17 protein-coding genes are annotated in these 16,456 nt (G+C 69.3%); 10 read left to right on the top strand and 7 right to left on the bottom strand.

The window, feature by feature from the left end:
* The 6 genes from C996_RS0110870 to C996_RS0110845 all read left to right on the top strand — a co-directional run bounded on the left by C996_RS0110870 (nucleotide 1) and on the right by C996_RS0110845 (nucleotide 7,117).
* Nucleotides 1-1,917, top strand: a complete 1,917-nt coding sequence (locus C996_RS0110870) for a M48 family metalloprotease (RefSeq protein WP_018867472.1) — start codon at nucleotides 1-3, stop codon at nucleotides 1,915-1,917.
* A 367-nt stretch (nucleotides 1,918-2,284) separates the two neighbouring features.
* Nucleotides 2,285-2,488 (top strand): cold-shock protein, encoded by a 204-nt coding sequence (locus tag C996_RS0110865; RefSeq protein WP_018140642.1) that lies wholly within the window; start codon nucleotides 2,285-2,287, stop codon nucleotides 2,486-2,488.
* 232 nt (nucleotides 2,489-2,720) lie between these two features.
* The gene (locus C996_RS0110860; protein WP_018867471.1) at nucleotides 2,721-3,149 is read left to right on the top strand and encodes a rhodanese-like domain-containing protein; all 429 of its coding nucleotides are present in this window, start codon (nucleotides 2,721-2,723) and stop codon (nucleotides 3,147-3,149) included.
* A 67-nt stretch (nucleotides 3,150-3,216) separates the two neighbouring features.
* A complete protein-coding gene (locus C996_RS0110855; RefSeq protein WP_196799353.1) occupies nucleotides 3,217-5,577 on the top strand; it encodes a bifunctional diguanylate cyclase/phosphodiesterase in 2,361 nt (786 codons plus the stop codon).
* A 44-nt stretch (nucleotides 5,578-5,621) separates the two neighbouring features.
* Nucleotides 5,622-6,086, top strand: coding sequence for a DsrE family protein (locus C996_RS0110850; protein WP_018867469.1), 465 nt, complete (start codon nucleotides 5,622-5,624; stop codon nucleotides 6,084-6,086).
* 47 nt (nucleotides 6,087-6,133) lie between these two features.
* Complete coding sequence (locus C996_RS0110845) at nucleotides 6,134-7,117, top strand: GGDEF domain-containing protein (protein ID WP_018867468.1); 984 nt, start codon at nucleotides 6,134-6,136, stop codon at nucleotides 7,115-7,117.
* A 65-nt stretch (nucleotides 7,118-7,182) separates the two neighbouring features.
* Here the strand turns inward: C996_RS0110845 and C996_RS0110840 are convergent, their stop codons facing one another.
* From C996_RS0110840 to purM, 4 genes are read right to left on the bottom strand one after another with little or no spacing between them, the layout of a single operon-like run.
* Entirely contained in the window at nucleotides 7,183-8,589 is a 1,407-nt protein-coding gene (locus tag C996_RS0110840; protein ID WP_018867467.1) for an NAD(P)/FAD-dependent oxidoreductase, read from the bottom strand.
* 5 nt (nucleotides 8,590-8,594) lie between these two features.
* On the bottom strand, nucleotides 8,595-9,329 hold the full coding sequence (locus C996_RS0110835) for a DUF3108 domain-containing protein (protein ID WP_018867466.1): 735 nt from the start codon (nucleotides 9,327-9,329) through the stop codon (nucleotides 8,595-8,597).
* Nucleotides 9,330-9,360: 31 nt separating this feature from the next.
* On the bottom strand, nucleotides 9,361-10,068 hold the full coding sequence (purN, locus tag C996_RS0110830) for a phosphoribosylglycinamide formyltransferase (RefSeq protein ID WP_018867465.1): 708 nt from the start codon (nucleotides 10,066-10,068) through the stop codon (nucleotides 9,361-9,363).
* The gene (gene purM / locus C996_RS0110825) at nucleotides 10,065-11,123 is read right to left on the bottom strand and encodes a phosphoribosylformylglycinamidine cyclo-ligase (RefSeq protein ID WP_018867464.1); all 1,059 of its coding nucleotides are present in this window, start codon (nucleotides 11,121-11,123) and stop codon (nucleotides 10,065-10,067) included. Before purM ends, purN begins: the two co-directional genes overlap by 4 nt.
* A 221-nt stretch (nucleotides 11,124-11,344) precedes the next feature.
* Here purM and C996_RS0110820 point away from each other — a divergent pair, with 221 nt between their 5' ends.
* Genes C996_RS0110820 through hda form a run of 4 tightly spaced genes read left to right on the top strand, consistent with a single transcriptional unit; the run spans nucleotide 11,345 to nucleotide 14,833 of the window.
* Complete coding sequence (locus C996_RS0110820; protein ID WP_018867463.1) at nucleotides 11,345-12,376, top strand: DUF2066 domain-containing protein; 1,032 nt, start codon at nucleotides 11,345-11,347, stop codon at nucleotides 12,374-12,376.
* A 20-nt stretch (nucleotides 12,377-12,396) separates the two neighbouring features.
* Nucleotides 12,397-12,987 (top strand): CDP-alcohol phosphatidyltransferase family protein, encoded by a 591-nt coding sequence (locus C996_RS0110815; protein WP_018867462.1) that lies wholly within the window; start codon nucleotides 12,397-12,399, stop codon nucleotides 12,985-12,987.
* Nucleotides 12,984-14,102 carry an AI-2E family transporter gene (locus tag C996_RS0110810; RefSeq protein WP_018867461.1) on the top strand — a complete coding sequence of 373 codons (1,119 nt, stop codon included), beginning with the start codon at nucleotides 12,984-12,986 and terminating at the stop codon, nucleotides 14,100-14,102. Before C996_RS0110815 ends, C996_RS0110810 begins: the two co-directional genes overlap by 4 nt.
* Nucleotides 14,099-14,833: a DnaA regulatory inactivator Hda gene (hda, locus tag C996_RS0110805; protein ID WP_018867460.1), complete on the top strand. Its 735-nt coding sequence runs from the start codon at nucleotides 14,099-14,101 to the stop codon at nucleotides 14,831-14,833. Before C996_RS0110810 ends, hda begins: the two co-directional genes overlap by 4 nt.
* 283 nt (nucleotides 14,834-15,116) lie before the next feature.
* On the opposite strand, the gene C996_RS0110800 is transcribed toward hda, so the two are convergent.
* From C996_RS0110800 to arsC, 3 genes are read right to left on the bottom strand one after another with little or no spacing between them, the layout of a single operon-like run.
* Nucleotides 15,117-15,473 (bottom strand): DUF2069 domain-containing protein, encoded by a 357-nt coding sequence (locus C996_RS0110800; RefSeq protein WP_018867459.1) that lies wholly within the window; start codon nucleotides 15,471-15,473, stop codon nucleotides 15,117-15,119.
* Nucleotides 15,470-16,081, bottom strand: coding sequence for an NAD(P)H:quinone oxidoreductase (wrbA, locus tag C996_RS0110795; RefSeq protein WP_018867458.1), 612 nt, complete (start codon nucleotides 16,079-16,081; stop codon nucleotides 15,470-15,472). The genes C996_RS0110800 and wrbA overlap by 4 nt, the downstream gene beginning before the upstream one ends.
* Nucleotides 16,078-16,434, bottom strand: coding sequence for an arsenate reductase (glutaredoxin) (arsC, locus tag C996_RS0110790; protein ID WP_018867457.1), 357 nt, complete (start codon nucleotides 16,432-16,434; stop codon nucleotides 16,078-16,080). The genes wrbA and arsC overlap by 4 nt, the downstream gene beginning before the upstream one ends.
* Nucleotides 16,435-16,456 lie beyond the last annotated feature (22 nt).

Here is a 16,456-nt window from a genome sequence, read left to right as displayed (position 1 = left end):
ATGAACTTTTTCGAACAGCAGGACCAGGTGCAGCGCAGGACCCGCTGGTTGCTGGTTCTGTTCGCCCTGGCGGTGCTGGCGGTTGTCGGAGTGCTGGGCATTGCGGTCTGGCTCCTGGGCGGCAGCGGTGCGGCGATCGCCTGGACCATGGGGATCACGGCGGGGCTGATCGTGCTCGCGAGCCTGTACCGGGCCTGGCAGCTGCGGGCCGGGGGTGGCGGCCTGATCGCGCAGGAGATGGGCGGCGTGCGCATCGCGGGCAACCCCGCCGACCCCCAGTGGCAGCGGCTGCGCAACGTGGTCGAGGAGATGGCGATTGCCTCCGGGATGCCGGTGCCCGAGGTCTACGTGCTGGAACAGGACCTGGGCATCAACGCCTTCGCGGCCGGGTTTGCCCCGAATGACGCGGTGATCGCGGTCACCCGCGGCGCCCTGGACAGCCTGGAGCGGGCCGAGCTGAAGGGGGTGGTCGCGCACGAGTTCGGACATATCCTCAATGGCGACATGCGCCTCAACATGCGCCTGATCGGCATCCTCTACGGCATCGAGGTCCTGGCGCTGCTGGGCCAGGGCGGGCTGGCGCGCCGGCGCCGCCGCCACAAGGGGGATGTCGCGGATACCGGGGTCGGGGTGCTCAGTGTCACGCTGATCGTGGTCGGCTATGCGGGGTTGGCGCTGGCGCGCTGGATCCGCGCGGGCATCTCGCGCCAGCGCGAATACCTGGCGGATGCCCACGCGGTGCAGTTTACCCGCGAGCCGGACGGCCTGGCCGGCGCCCTGAAGAAGGTGGCGGCGCGCTATGCCGGTCTCAACGGCAATACCGAGGAGATCACCCATATGCTGTTTGCCAGCGACGCGATCGGGCAGCTCTTCGAGACCCATCCGCCGCTGCTGGAGCGCGTACGCATCCTGCAGCCGCAATTCGATCCGGAGGAGCTCAAGGGCCTGCGCGAGCGGCTCAATGCCCGCGTGCGCGAACGGGCGCGCGAGCGCGCGGTGGATGGCATGCAGCGCGAGCGCGAGGGGCGTCTGCCCGGGGCGGAGGCCGTGGAGGACGCCCTGGGTGGCCATCCGGCCCTGACCCACATCCTGGGGGCGGGGATGCTGCTGGCCGCCATCCCGGGGCCGCTGGCCTGGGCCGCGCGCTCGGAGGCGCGGGCGATCGAGGTGGTGCTGTATCTGCTCCTGAACCCGGACCCGGAGGTACGCGAACGGCAGCTGGCGGTGATCGGCGAGGCGCTGGGTGGTGACCTCCAGGAGGCCGTGCGTCGCCTGCAGACAGCGGAACCCGAGCTGCGGGACGATCTGCGCCTGCCCTTGCTGGAGCTCGGATTCCCGGCCCTGCGGCGCCTGGACGCGGACGACAGGGCACGCCTGCGGTCCCTGGTCGATCGCCTGATCCATGCCGACGGGCGAGTGGCGGTCTTCGAATACGCGCTGGGGCGTCTTCTTGACCGGCAGCTCGGGGACATTCAGGACCCGGCCGCCGCGTCCCGGCCGCGCCACGCTGCCCTGGAGGACCACCAGGAGGGCGCGCATTTCCTGCTGGCGGTGCTTGCCCATCACGGTCACGCGGCGGATCCGGCCGCGGCGCGCGCGGCGCTGACGGCCGGCGTGGGTGTCCTGACCGGCGCCCTGCCGCTGACAGTCGAGCTTCCAGAGGCCCTGACCGGTCCCTCCGGGGCCCGCGCCTGGGCCAGTGTGCTGGACCGTGTGCTGGAGCAACTGGATGGCCTGCGCATGCGCGACAAGGACCAGCTGATCCAGGCCATGGTTACCACCGCGAGCCATGGCGGGCAGGTGGTGACCGCCGAGGTCGAACTGATGCGGGTGATGGCGGCCGCGCTGCATGTCCCGTTGCCGCTGGCCGTGGACGATTGGGCTGGATCCCAGCCGACCGGCGAGGGCGGCGTCTGAACGCGATGCCGGCAGAATCGCGGGTTTTGCGCTCGGTTGCCGCGGGGACGGTCTGGCCCGTGTGCGAACCGAAAAATAAATTCGCTGGCAAGTCACGGATCCCAAAGGGGTTTCGGGTCGGCGCCCGAGAAAACCCGAAAAAACACTATCAATGCACCGCGGTTTGGGCGGACAATGGCCGCGAGGTAACGGTAACAGGCTCCATGCAGCACCAGGCGACACCCCGCAAGGGGCGTTCAGATTCGCAGTTCCGGTCCCGGTTGGGGCCGCAGAGAATCACGATCAATCTTCACCGTCGTTCGGTTGCCCTCCAGTCTCTCCCCCCTCGAAATCCCAATCCAGTACGTACAAAACAGAGGTAACCGAAATGGCTACAGGTACAGTGAAGTGGTTCTCCGACGAAAAAGGCTTTGGCTTTATTACCCCGACCGATGGCTCCAAGGACGTGTTCGTCCATCACAGCGCCATCCAGGGTAGTGGCTTCAAGTCCCTGGCCGAAGGCCAGAGCGTCTCGTTCGACGTCGAGCAGGGCCAGAAGGGTCCGGCTGCCGCGAACGTCGAAGCGCAGTAAGACAACCCCGGCGCGCAAGCGCCAGGTTGTTGAAGAGCCCCGCCTTGTGCGGGGCTTTTTCGTGTGGGGCCGGGTGCGCGGGGGAGGGCTGATGCGGGCCGTGCCTGCACGGATCTGCCCCGAAACGGCCGCATTTTCGCGTGGTTCGGGACGCGGACCGTGCTACCGTTCGCGCATGAATGCTGTATTTCACCAGGCCCTTTTCCGGCCCCGCCGCGGATCGCTCGTCCGGGTGGGGCTGGTGGTCCTGTGCCTGCTGTTATTCGCGCAGCAGGCGGCGGCCCAGGGGCCCTACCGCGCGCCGGAGATGATCCCGGGCAGTCAGACCATCGAGGCCGCCGAGGCCTGGGCGCTGTTCCGCGCGGGGGTGCCGTTTGTCGACACCCGGTTGCGTGCGGACTACGAGGCGGGGCGGGTGCCCGAGGCGCGCAATCTGACCATCATGCGGGACCGGGACGACGAGCGGAATCGCTTTACCCGCGAGAACCTGCTGGACTTCATCGGCGATGTCGACGCGCCGGTGGTGATGTACTGCAACGAGCGGGACTGCTGGCGCACCGAGGCGGCGACCCGCCGCGCCCTGGAATGGGGCTTTACCAACCTCTACTACTTCCCCGGCGGCTTCCCGGAGTGGATTCGCTCGGGGTATCCGTTTGAATAATCGGGTGGTGTCCGCAGGCGCACCCACCGGCCGGCGAATCCGGCTCCAGACGATCCTGGCCGGGGTCATGTTCGCCGGGCTCCTGGTGCTGGCCGCGACTCTGGCCACGGGCACTCATCTCGCCGTGGGGCAGGCCGAGCAGCGCCTGGACCGGCTGGGCGTGGAGGGCCAGTCGGCCGCCTGGCGCCAGACGCTGGCGAACGAATGGCAGCGGATGCGCGCCGAGGCGACGGCCGTGACCCGCAACGAGGCGCTGATCGGAGCGCTGCGCGACGATGCCGGCATCCGGACCTATGCCGACCCCCTGTACAACCGGCTGCGCGCCGGGGGTATCGCGGACCGGATCGTGGTCGTCGATGCCCAGGGGGACGTGCGCTACGACTCCGCGGACAACCACGGCGAGCGCGTCCCGTTGGCGCGCGCGGCGCTGGAGGACGGGCGCTTCCACGAGGGGCTGCATCATGTACCCGGGGAGCGGGTCTATGCCGGGCTGGCGATCCCGGTGTATCGGGGGGGCAATCCGATCGGTGCAGTCGTGCAGTTGCGCGACCTGTCGACCTCCGCGCTAGAGTCCATGGCCGAAGCCATCGGGGGGCGCGCCGCGCTGCTGGATGAGCGCGGGCCGCTGGCGCTGACCGCGCCGTTCTTGATGGCGCTCGCGCCGGGCGAGCGACTGCACCAGCAGGCGGCGGCCAGCCGCGTTGACGCAGATGGCCGGCATTCCCAGCTGGTCTACCTGCCGCTGGTCCCGTTTGGTGGCGAAGAGGCGACGGCCACGGTGGTCCTGGCGCGGGATCTGACCGAATCGGTGGCGACCCAGAACCTGATCAATGCCACGACCTACGTCGCCGCCTTCGGGATGCTCGTGCTGATTGCCGGCGGGCTGTACCTGTGGCTGGGGCGTACCCTGCGCCCGATGCGGCGGGCCATGGACACGCTGGACCGGATCGGGCACGGGGACTTCCAGACCGATCTGCAAGCCGACTCGCGCGTGGCCGAGATCGCCCGCCTGCAGGAGGTGACCCGGACCATGGCCGGCCGCCTGGGGCATATCGTGGAGATCGAGGAAGAGAATGCCCGGCTGGCCTTCCGTGATGCGCTCACCGATCTGCCGAACCGGCGGCTGCTGCTGGAGCACCTGGAGCACGCCATCCACACGGTCAATCGCACCCGGCGCCACGCGGCACTGCTGCTGATCGACCTGGACAACTTCAAGACGCTCAACGACACCTGCGGCCATTCCGCCGGCGACCGCCTGCTGCAGGCCCTCGCGCAGCGGTTTACCGCGCGCCTGCGCGATCAGGATATCGTGGCCCGTCTGGGCGGGGACGAATTCGTGGCCCTTCTGGAGGAACTGAGCCCGGATCGCTCGCAGGCCGGCGCGGACGCCCAGCGCATCGCGGGCGAGTTGCTGAAGGCCATGCGCGAGCCGGTGCGCATCGACGATATCGAGCACGTGATGTCCGGGAGCATCGGTATCACGCTGTTCCCGCGTGGCTTTGACACCCCGGAGGAGCTGCTCAAGCAGGCCGATTTCGCGATGTACCAGGCCAAGCAGCAGGGGCGCAACGGGGTGCGCTTCTATGATCCCGCCATGCAGCGCACGCTGCTGCGCGAGGCGGAACTCGAGCGCAAGCTGCGCCGGGCCCTGCAGGGCGAGGAACTGGTGATCCACCTGCAGCCCCAGATCGACCCGGAGGGGCGGATCCTCGGGGCGGAGGCCCTGATGCGCTGGCCGCAGCCCGATGGCAGCTGGATCTCGCCCGGTGAATTCATCCCGGTGGCCGAACACACCGGCCAGATCCTCGAGGTTGGGCGCCTGGCGCTGCAGCAGGCCTGCCACACCCTGCGGGCCTGGCAGGGGCGCCCGGTTCTGGACAGGCTGCCGATCTCGGTGAACCTGTCCCCGCATCATTTGCGCCAGCCCCGGCTCATGGAGGAGGTGACCGCCATCCTGGACGAGACCGGGGCCGCCGCGCAGCGGCTGCATATCGAGGTTACCGAGAGCGTGATGGCGGATGCCTCGCAGCCCCTGATTGCCAACCTGGAGGCTCTGCGGGCCCGGGGCGTCGCCCTGGCGCTGGACGACTTCGGGACCGGCTACTCGTCCCTTGGCTACCTCAAGCGCCTGCCGCTGGACGTGCTGAAGATCGACCGTTCCTTTGTCCAGGACATCGAACACGACGCCGATGACGCCAATATCGTCGCGACCATCGCCGCCATTGCCCACAACATGGGGCTCAGCCTGATCGCGGAGGGGGTCGAGAACGAGGCCCAGCGGGACTTCCTGGTGCGCCACGGCTGCCATCGTTTCCAGGGCTATCTGTACCACCACGCGATGCCGGTGGCCGATTTCGAGGCACTGGTTGCGGCCGGAACGGACGCCGCCGATCACGGGACGATTGATACCCAAGGAGAGCAGGAATGATTCGGATACGGCAGGGCAGGTGGCGGTCGCGGGTGCTTGCCGGATTGTGGATTGGGCTCCTGGCCGTTCCGGCCGCCCTGGTTCACGCGGAGGAGACCCCGGCACCCTGGGGAAGCGCCGCGCCGGTGGAGCAGGACTATGCGGGCCTGAAGGCCGTCTATGATGTGACGGCCGGTACCCCGGAGGCCCTGGAGGACGTGCTGGATCACGCCGCCTACCTGAGCCGCATGACGGGTGACGATCCATTCGACAGTCACATCGTGCTGGTCATCCACGGGGACGCACTGGACCTGTTCGCGCGTGAACACTTTGCCGAACATGAAACCCTGATGACCCGCGCCCGCGGGCTCACGCTGAATGGCGTCATCGAGTACCGAATCTGCCAGGCCGGCGCCGCCCGCCGTGGCTATGGACCGGAGGACTTCCACGGCTTCGCCAGCGTGGTCCCGATGGCCGATGCCGAGATCGTGCGCTTGCAGCAACAGGACGGCTACGGTTACATGCGCTGAGCCCGGGGCTGCCGGGCACGCAACCCGGACCCAGAGGGATCGAACGCATGACGGACCGCCAGCAACCGGGATTTCTGGAAGCCATCGAGCAGGCGGGCCTGCTGGTGGAGATCTGGGAGCACTTCCCGGAGAACATGTTCCTGATCCGGGTCGAGGGGCCGGACTTCCTGGTCGAGGCGGCCAACCCGAAGATGACGGAACTGTTTGGGCAGGACTGCAGCGGCAAGCGCCTGCACGACTTCCTGCCCTGGTCGGTCGCGGAGGAGGTGGTGGCGCACTACCGCGAGTGTCTGCGCCAGGATGCCCCTCTGCGCTACGAGGAACACGCAACCTTTCACGATGCCCGTGGCCAGGAACGCGAGGGGCACTGGCTGACCCTGCTGGTGCCCGTACACGACCCGAACGGGACCATCACGCACCTGTTCGGGGTCTCCCAGAATGTCACCGAGCTGCGGCTGGCGCGCGCGAGCCTGGAGCGCTACAACCGCGACCTCGAGGCCGTGGTCGACGAGCGCACACGGGCCCTGAACGCGGTGAACCAGCAGCTCCAGGAGGCGAACCGGCAACTGGAGGCGCTCGCCTCGAGCGATACCCTTACGGGGGTGGGCAACCGCCGGCATTTCCAGGCGGGGGCCGAGCGCGAGATGGAACGCGCGCGACGGCATGGTGGCGCCTTGTCCCTGCTCATGTTCGACCTCGACGGCTTCAAGAGCATCAACGACCAGGACGGTCACGCGGCGGGCGACGCCGTGTTGAGAAAGGTAGCGGCGAGCGTGCAGACGACCCTGCGCGCGAATGACCTGTTTGCCCGCTATGGCGGGGATGAGTTCGTGCTGCTCCTCCCCGATACGCCCCTCGCGGCCGCGCGCCAGATGGGCGAGCGCCTGCGTACTCAGGTGCAGGAGGACGCGGGTGTGGCCCTGAGCCTGGGGGTCGCCGGTTTCGAGGCCGCCGATACGCAGCTCGAGATGCTCGTACAACGCGCCGACGCCGAGGTCCTCGCGGCCAAGCGCGCCCGCAAGGCAAAGTAGAGCCCGGCCCGGCCCCCCGGATCACCCGCGGCGGCGGTCCTGCCGGCCGCACACGGGCCGGTGGTTCAGAGGCCGAAGATCTCGGACTTGAGGTTCCACTTGGAGGCGAGGGTCTCGGTGGCGTTGAGGAACTCCTCGGCGCGGGCCGGGTGGTTCCACTGGCCCTGGGCGATCCAGGCCAGCGCGGTGTCGCGGTCGGGGGCCAGAGACAGGATGTGGATCAGCTCGCCGGCATCACTGCCGATGACCTCGCCGCCCAGCAGGGCGCCGGTGTCCATGTCGCCGATCAGGCGGACGAAGCCCTCGGGCTCGTCCTGGCCCAGCGCGCGCGGGGAGGTCTCGAAGGCGGCGAAGCCGACCGCCGGTTCCAGTTCCTCGTCCTCGGCGTCATCCTCGTCCATACCCAGACGCGCCATCTCCACCGCGGAGTAGATCGCGATTGGCACGAAGCGCTCGTCCTGTTCGCGGGTATTGCCGTTCTGGATGTTCTCCACCGCGATGGTGGCGTCCGCCAGGGCGTGGTTGGCGGTCTGCCATTCGCTGGCGACATCGCCGATGGCGTAGATGTTGTCGACATCGGTCTGCAGGGTGGGGCGGCGCTTCACGAAGCCGCGGGCGTCGGTCTTCACCCCGATTGCGTCGAGGTTCAGGCCCTCGGTCTGCGGGGTGCGTCCGGTTCCGAGCAGGACCCAGTCGACCTCGAAGCTGTTGCCTTCGCTGTCGGTGATGGTGACGCCGTCATCCGAGGTCTCGACGCTTTCGTAGCCCTTGACCCGCACCGGCTCGATGCCGTCCGCGGCCAGCTGTTCCTTCAGCGTGCCCAGTGCCTGCGGGCTGAACTTCTGGGTGGACAGTGGCTTGGAGCGCGACAGCCAGGTCACCTGCTTGCCGAGATGATGGAAGATCCAGGCGAACTCGGTGGCGACAACGCCGGAGCCGATGATCGCGACGCGCGCGCCCGCCGGCGGTTTGTCGTCGAACAGCATGTCGGTGGTCAGTACGCGCCCGGGGTCGGCCGTGAACGGGGCCGGAACGGCGGCGGTGGCGCCGGTGGCGATGATGGTGTGGCGGGCGCTGACGGTCTCGGTACCGTCATCGGTGACGACCTCCAGGGTCTCGGCGTCGCGGAAGCTCGCAGTGCCGTGGCGGTACTGGATCTTCAGGTGCTTCATGTAGCCGAGGTAGGAGTTGCGCACCTCGGTGACCACGTCCTTCTGGTGGTCCCAGGCGCGATCCATGTCGGCCGTGAGGCTGCCGCTGATGCCGCGGCCCTCGAAGTGGCGCTGCGCGGCGACGGTGCGGGCGGTGTGGTACCAGTCCTTCTTGGGTACGCAGCCGCGGTTGAGGCAGCAGCCACCCCAGTCGCCCTTCTCGATGATGACGACGCTCAGTCCGCGCAGGGCGCCCAGAACGGCGGCACGATAGCCCCCGGGGCCACTGCCGATGATGGCCAGGTCAAAGGTCTCGCTCATGGTGTCTACTCGGTCAGGTCAATGATCGGGTCGTGCCATTCCAGCTGCGTGAGGTTCAGCTCGAACACGCGGCCGTCGGCCTCGTAGTCGAAACGCACCGGGACGTGGCGCAGCTCGCGCGCAAACCAGGCGGACAGCGCAACGTCGCTGTCCTTGCTGCGGCGGTCGATGCGGATGGTCTCCACGCGGCCGATCGGGGAGTCCATGGTCTCGCGTCCGACGACCTCGAACTCGTATTCGCGCAGGCGGTCGCGTTCCAGCGCCTGGATGGTCTCGCGGTCCCCCGCGGCGGCCAGTTCGCCGGTCTCCAGGCGCTGCATCATCAGGTACAGCGAGCCGAGGAAGTCCAGGGTCTGTTCCGGGACCTCGAGATCGAAGCGCTCGCTATTGATGGTGCCGATCGCGCGGTTGCTCTCCCAGTCGAAACGCGTCTCGACCTTGCGCTCGCGGCGCGGGGTGATCTGCTGGCTGCGCGACTGCACCAGCTGGAGGTCGCCGTTGCGGCTGTTCATCAAGGCCTCGCGGCTCAGCTCGAAGCGGCCGAGGATGCGCAGGAAGCCGGAGACGTGGGCATCCATCGCCATGCGGGTCTGCACATCCTCGTGGTTGAGGGTGATGCGCGCCTTGAGCGTATTGCCCATGGCGCTGGCCTCGTAGCTGGCGGTGTAGGGCGGGATCGGGCGCAGGTCGCGGTCCGCGGCTGCCGGGGTGGCCAGCAGGGCCAGCACCAGGGCCAGCATTATGGAAACAGCACGCCGGGTCATCGCGCGGCTAGCGCCGGTCGTCGGGGCCTGAACGTTCATGGGTGTCCTCGTCGAGTTGCAGCGGTGCCTCAAGCGGCCTGCCGTCGTCTTGCAGGATCCGCCCGCACCACTGAATTTCGCCTGAACACACGCGCCGGACGACCTCGGGGTACAGCCGGTGCTCGGCCCGTTGCACGCGGGCGGCCAGGGTGTCGGCCGTATCGTCGGGCGCCACCGGCACGCGTGCCTGCATGATCACCGGTCCGCCGTCCAGCTCCGGGGTGACAAAGTGGACGCTGGCGCCGTGCTCGGTCTCGCCATCGGCCAGGGCGCGGGCGTGGGTGTCCAGGCCGCGATACTTGGGCAGCAGCGAGGGATGAATGTTCAGCATGCGGCCGGTGAATCGGTCCACAAAACCGGGGGTCAGGATGCGCATGAAGCCGGCCAGGATGACCAGGTCCGGGGCATAGTCCTCGATGGCGGCGGCCAGGTCGGCGTCGAAGGCCTCGCGCGAGGGGTAGTCGCGATGGTTCAGGACACGCCGCGGGATGCCGTGCTGTTCGGCCAGCGCGAGCCCGCCGGCATCCGGCCGGTTGCTGATGACCCCGACCACCCGCGCGGGGATGCGGCCCTGTTCGCAGGCCTCGATCAGGGCGCCGAGGTTGCTGCCGCGCCCGGAGATCAGGACGACCAGGCGCCGCGGAGTCGTGTCCGATTGCCCGATGGGTCCGCTCATGCGGCGGCGTAGGTGACGCCGGGCTGGTACTCGTCGCGTTCGCGGATCACGCCGATCGGCCAGCTGCGGATGCCGGCCCGCGCGAGCTGTGTGCTGGCGGCCTCGACCCGGTCCTCGGGGAGGATGACGGTCATGCCGATGCCGCAGTTGAAGGTGCGCAGCATCTCCTCGTCGGCGATGTCGCCAGCCTGCTGCAGCCAGTGGAACACCGGCGGCCGCGCCCAGCTGTCGGGGTCGATGCGTGCGCCCAGGGTGTCGGGCAGCACGCGCGGGAGGTTCTCGGTCAGGCCGCCGCCGGTGATGTGGGCCATGGCGTGCACCGGGAACTGCTCCAGCAGTTCCAGCAACGGGCGCACGTAGATCCGGGTGGGGGCCATCAGGGCCTCGCCCAGCGTGATGCCGTCGGCGCCCGGCAGCGGTGCGTCGAGGCGCGTGCCGGCATGCTCCAGCACGCGCCGGATCAGGGAGTAGCCATTGGAATGGGGGCCGCTGGCCTCCAGGCCGAGGACGACATCCCCGGCGGCGACCCGGCTGCCGTCGATCAGGGCGTCCTTCTCGGCGATGCCGACTGCGAAGCCGGCCACGTCGTAGTCCTCGCCCTGGTACATCCCGGGCATCTCGGCGGTCTCGCCACCGATCAGGGCGCAGCCCGCCTGTTCGCAGCCCTCGGCGATGCCGGTCACCACGTCCGCCGCGATGTCCACATCCAGGTGGCCGGTGGCGTAGTAATCAAGGAAGAACAGCGGTTCGGCCCCCTGGACGACGATGTCGTTGACGCACATCGCGACCAGGTCGATGCCGATGCGGTCATGCCGGCCGGTCTCCTGCGCCAGGCGCAGCTTGGTACCGACGCCGTCCGTGCCGGATACCAGGACCGGCTGCCGGTAGCGATTCATCGGCAGTTCGAACAGGGCCCCGAAGCCACCCAGGCCGGCCATCACGCCGGGGCGTCGGGTGCGCGCCGCATGCGGCTTGATACGTTCGACCAGCTCGGCGCCGGCCTCGATGTCGACACCGGCCTCGCGGTAGGTCAGGCCTGAACGGGATTCGGACATGGGTTCCCCGATGTTGAATGAGCGCGGGTGGAGGCCGCGCGCTGCGGCGGTCTCGCAGAACCCGGCATGGTAGCGAGCCGGGTGCGGGGGTGCAAAGCCGGGAAGCGTTTCGCGGCGAAGAAGGCGGGTGCGAACGGGCGGCGCTGGCGAGCCTTCTCCGGCGATGCCGGGGCGCATGCCTGTGGTATTTTGTGGCGCCTGTCGAACAACCGATCATGACCATGCCCCTGCATCCTCGAGCGCATTCCCGCCTGGCCTTCCTGCTGGGCCTCCTTTTCCTGGTGCTGACCCCGGCCGGGGCCGCCGATGACGCGCTGGTGGTGACGGTCACCGCCGAGGACGAGGCCCGGGCCCTGGAGCAGGGGCTGGAACAGGCGCTGGTAAGGTTGGCGGGGCTGCGTTCGGGCCCGGTGCTGGATCTGGCGGGTGAACTGCTCGAAGGCCGCGACGACGAGGGCTGGATCGCGGCGCTGGAGCGGCGGCAACAGGTCGAAGAAGATCGCTACCGCCTGGAGTTCGACCCGTTTCGTCTGCGCACCGCGTTGCGAGACGCGGGTGTGCCGGCCTTGCTGGGCGAGCGTCCGGCGCTGCTGGTATGGGCCGTACATGATGCCGGCGGGCAGCGTGACCTGCTCGGGGATGCGGTGGACGGCCCGGGGATCCTCGCGGCGCTGGACGAGCTGGCCGAGGCCCGGGACATGCCGTTGCTGTTCCCGCTCGGCGATCTGGAGGATCGCCGGTCCGCCCAGCCCTCCGATATCGTGGGCGGTGTGAGCGAGCCGCTGGTTGCGGCCGCGCGCCGATACGAGGCCGACGGGGTTCTGCTGCTGCACGTGCGCGAGACCGCGAGCGGGGCCGAGGCGCGGGTGGTCGCGGTGCACGACACCCGTGAATACCGCAGTTCCGCCAGTGGGGACAGCCCCGCAGTGGCGGCCCGCGAGGCGGTGGCGCGGGCGCTGGACCGGGTGGCCGAGCCCCTGGCACGGGTCGCGGCCGAGCCGGAATGGCTGCGCCTGGGGTTTGCCGGGATCCAGGGCTTTGCGGCCTTCGAGCGCCTGCGCGCGGAATTGGCGCGGCTGCAGGCGGTGGAGGCGGCGCGTCTGGATGCGCTGGCCGGCGACAGCGTGGTGCTGCAGGTGCGCACCGGCCTTGATCGCGATGACCTGGTCGACCTGCTGCGCGGCTCCGGCTTTGCCCGGGCCGAGGCGCCGGATGCGGCACCCGAGGCCGATGCCTGGCTTGATCGGCGCTGATTGCTGTCACGGCGAACCGGATGCTGCCCCGCCACCAGATCCCCAATGCCGTCACGATCGGCCGGATCCTGCTGATCCCGCCGATTGTCGTGCTGCTGGCGCTGGAGCACTACCTGGTGGCGGTGGTGCTGCTGGCAATCGCCGGACTGAGTGACGCCCTGGACGGCTGGCTGGTCCGGCGTTACGGCTGGCATACGCCGCTGGGTGCCTGGCTGGATCCGGCGGCGGACAAGCTGCTGATGCTGGGGATCTATGTGGCCGTGACCCTGTCCGGACTGCTGCCCCTCTGGCTGCTGTTGCTGGTGGTGGGGCGGGATGTCTGGCTGACCCTTGGCTCCGCGTTGTACCGGGTGTTTGTCGGGCCCCTGGCCATTCGGCCGTTGCTGATCAGCAAGGTGAACACCTTCCTGCAGATCGCGCTGGTGCTGGTGGCCATCGTGAAGGTCGGTCTGCTGGCACTGGACCCGATCTGGGTGCAGCTGCTGATTATTGTCGTGGCCTTCACGACCCTGGCCAGCGGTCTGGCCTATACCGTGCAGTGGGGCCTGTATGCGTGGCGTTACCTGCGCGGCCAGGGCGGGTCGGACGCGGCGAACGGGAGGGCGTCATGAGCACGGGGATCGAGTTGCGCGAGCGCGTCGGCCCGGTCTCGGCCGCGACCCTGGCCGCCCTGGTCGGATTGCTGGTACTGGGCGGGGCGCTGTACCTGCTCGCGCCAATCCTTACCCCCTTCGTCGTGGCGCTGCTGATCGGTTATCTGTTCAATCCGCTGGTGACACGTCTGGCGGTGCGCACCGGGCGTTCGCGCACCCTGGCCACGGTGGTCATCTTCCTGCTGGTGATGCTCGGGCTGGCCGCGCTGATCCTGATCCTGATCCCGCTGGCGATCGCCCAGTTCGAACGACTCACGCTGGCGCTGCCGCAGATCCTCGGCTGGTTCGATGCGCAGGTGCGGCCGTGGCTGGAGGAACTGGCCGGGGACGGCCTGCCGCCGCTGGACGCCGGTGCGCTGCAGGGGCTGGTCACCGAGCACTGGCGCGAGGCCGGCGGGCTGGCCGGGGGTGTACTGCAGTGGATCGGCAGCTCCACCGGCGCGCTGGTGCTGGGGGTATTGAACCTGGTGCTCATCCCGGTGGTGAGTTTCTATCTGCTGCGCGACTGGCCGCGCCTGCTGGACGGATTGCGCGACCTGCTGCCGCGGGCCTGGCGTTCGGCGGTGATGACCTTCGCCGCGGAGTCGGACGAAACGCTGGGGGCCTTTCTGCGCGGACAGATGCTGGTGATGCTGGCGCTGGGCCTGTTCTATGCGGTCACCCTGACCGTGGCCGGGGTCGAGATGGGGCTGGCGATTGGCCTGATCGCCGGGCTGGTCAGCTTTATCCCCTATGTTGGCGTGATCGTCGGGGTGCTGCTCGCCAGCGCCGCCGCGCTGGTGCAGGGCGACGGCTGGACCCTGCTGCTGATCGTGCTGGTGATCTTCGCCGTGGCCCAGGTGCTGGAGTCCATGGTGCTGACGCCCTGGCTGGTGGGCGACCGCACCGGGCTGCATCCGGTCGCGGTGATCTTTGCCGTGCTGGCCGGCGGACAGCTGTTCGGCTTCTTCGGCGTGCTGCTGGCCCTGCCGGTGGCGGCGGTGCTGGCTGTCGGCGTGCGCCACCTGCTGGTGCACTACCGGCGCCTGAATGCCGGGGAAGCGCCCTCGGAGCCGGGAGCCCGCCGGGAATGACTGCCGGCCAGGGTCGCGAGGCTGCCCCGCAGCGCCAGCTGCCGCTGGACCTGCGCCTGCGGGATACGTCGCGCTTTGCCGGCTTCTATCCCGGCGGCAATCCGCTCGCCCGGGATGCCGTCGAGGCGCTGGCCGTCGGGGTCGGCATGAGCGAGCCACAGATCCTGCTGCACGGGCCGTCCGGCGTCGGCAAGACCCACCTGCTGCAGGCGGCCTGTCATCAGGGCCATGAACGTGGCGAGCCGGTGGCCTACCTGCCGCTGGGCGAGGTCGCATCCGCCCCGCCGCTGGCGGTGCTGGACGGCCTGGAGCGCGCCCGCCTGGTGGCGCTGGACGATCTCGACGAGGTGGTCGGGCAGGGCGACTGGGACGAAGCCCTGTTCGGGCTGCTCAACCGCCTGCGCGACAGTGGCTGCCGGGTGCTGCTGGCGGCGACCCATGCGCCGGACGGGCTGGGCAGCCGCCTGCCGGACCTGACCTCGCGCCTGGCTTGGGGACCGGTGTTCCGGATGCAGGCACCGGAGGAAGACGACCTCAAGCGCATCCTCGCCCAGCGCGCCGCACTGCGCGGGCTGGAGCTGCCGGAGGCGGTGGCCGACTACCTGCTGCGCCACTACCGCCGTGATCTGGTGGCCCTGCTGGCCCTGCTGGACCGCCTGGACCTGGCCGCCCTGGCCGAACAGCGGCGTCTGACCATCCCCTTCGTCCGCGACCAGCTCGCGCGTTCCTGATCTTCACCACGAAGCACACGAAGGCACGAAGAAGGGCCAGGTCAAGGGCGTTTAACAGGAAGACGGGAAGGACGGAAGATTCTGGATGGGGCGTACCGGGAGGCGGTCCTCGGCCCGGGGATGCTGGCTGGGCGCCTCGCTCCGGCCGAAGCGTGGGTACATTGCGCACCGGAAAGGACTTTCCCGCAACCTCCTGTAAACAAAATGCCCTCTTCCAGCCTTCCCGTCTTCCTGTGAACGGGTTTTGACCTTCTTCGTGTCTTCGTGCGCTTCGTGGTGAATATCAGGAAGTAAGCTTGCGAGCGCGGCGGGCGTCGAGTTTGACGTAGAGCAGGCAGCCGGCGAACCAGGCGAGGCTGGCGGCGGTCATCAGCAGCCCGTACAGGCGCGCATCGGCCGCCGCGGCCAGCGTGATCCCCAGGGTCACGTAGGCCAGCGCCAGCAGGCTGGACCAGGCGTGGGTGTAGCGGCGCCCGTGCAGCATCCCGCGCAGCGGGAACAGCAGCGGCAGGACCAGGATCACCAGCGCCAAAGAGACCGGCACGATCTCCGGCCGGTCGATCCAGGTGGTCCAGACCAGGATCAGGCCGATCAGGGCCAGATAGGCGACCAGCGCCAGCGCGCGCGCCGCGAGGATCATGCCGATTCCCCGTTCTGCAGGCGGCGCGTGATCCGCCCGACCCGCTCGCCCAGGGCCGTGGCGATGCGCTGCTCCTCGCGGGTCACCGGGTGCTCGCCCTGGCCACCGGCGACATGGCTGGCGCCGTAGGGCGAGCCCCCGGAGGTCGTGGTGCTCAGTTCCGGCACGGTGTAGGGCACGCCGACCCAGAGCATCCCCTGGTGGATCAGGGGCAGGGCCATGGTCAGCAGGGTGGTTTCCTGCCCGCCGTGCTGGGTGGCGGTGCTGGTGAACAGCCCGAACGGGCGATCGACCAGGCCGCCGCTGGCCCACAGGCCGCTGGTGCCGTCGAGGAAGTGCTTCAGCGGCGCGGCCATGTTGCCGAAGCGCGTGGGCGAGCCCATGACCAGCCCGGCGCATTCCTCCAGGTCGCGGGTCTCCGCGTAGGGCGGGCCGTCGGCGGGAACCGCCGGCGCCTCGCCGGTGATGTTGGTGCTCACCGGCGGCACGGTGCGCACGCGGGCGACGGCGCCGGCCCGCTCCACGCCGCTGGCGACGTGACGGGCCAGCTCGGCGGTCGCGCCGTAGCGGCTGTAGTACAGCACCAGGACCTCGGGGGCCGCGCTCATGACAGGATCTCCAGCACCTGCTCGGGCGGACGCCCGATGCGGGCGCGGTCACCCATGACCAGGATCGGGCGTTCGATCAGTTTCGGGTGCTGCACCATGGTCTGGATCAGCGCCTCGTCGTCCAGCTCGGCATCCTTCAGGCCCAGTTCGCGGTACTCCGCCTCGCCGGTGCGCAGGAGATCGCGCGGGGCGATGCCCAGCCGGTCGACGATGGCGCGCAGGGTGGCGGCATCCGGCGGCGTCTTCAGATATTCGACAATCTGCGGCTCCACGCCCTGCTCGCGCAGCAGTGCCAGGGTCGCGCGCGACTTGCTGCAGCGCGGGTTGTGGTACAGCGTAGGGGCATCGGACATGAATCCACTCCGGAGGACGAAA

The sequence above is a fragment of the Thioalkalivibrio sp. ALE25 genome (assembly GCF_000377285.1).
In the GTDB taxonomy this organism is placed as follows: domain Bacteria; phylum Pseudomonadota; class Gammaproteobacteria; order Ectothiorhodospirales; family Ectothiorhodospiraceae; genus Thioalkalivibrio.
The sequence above is the reverse complement of the archived record's forward strand: the minus strand, read 5'-3'. Positions and strand labels throughout refer to the sequence as shown.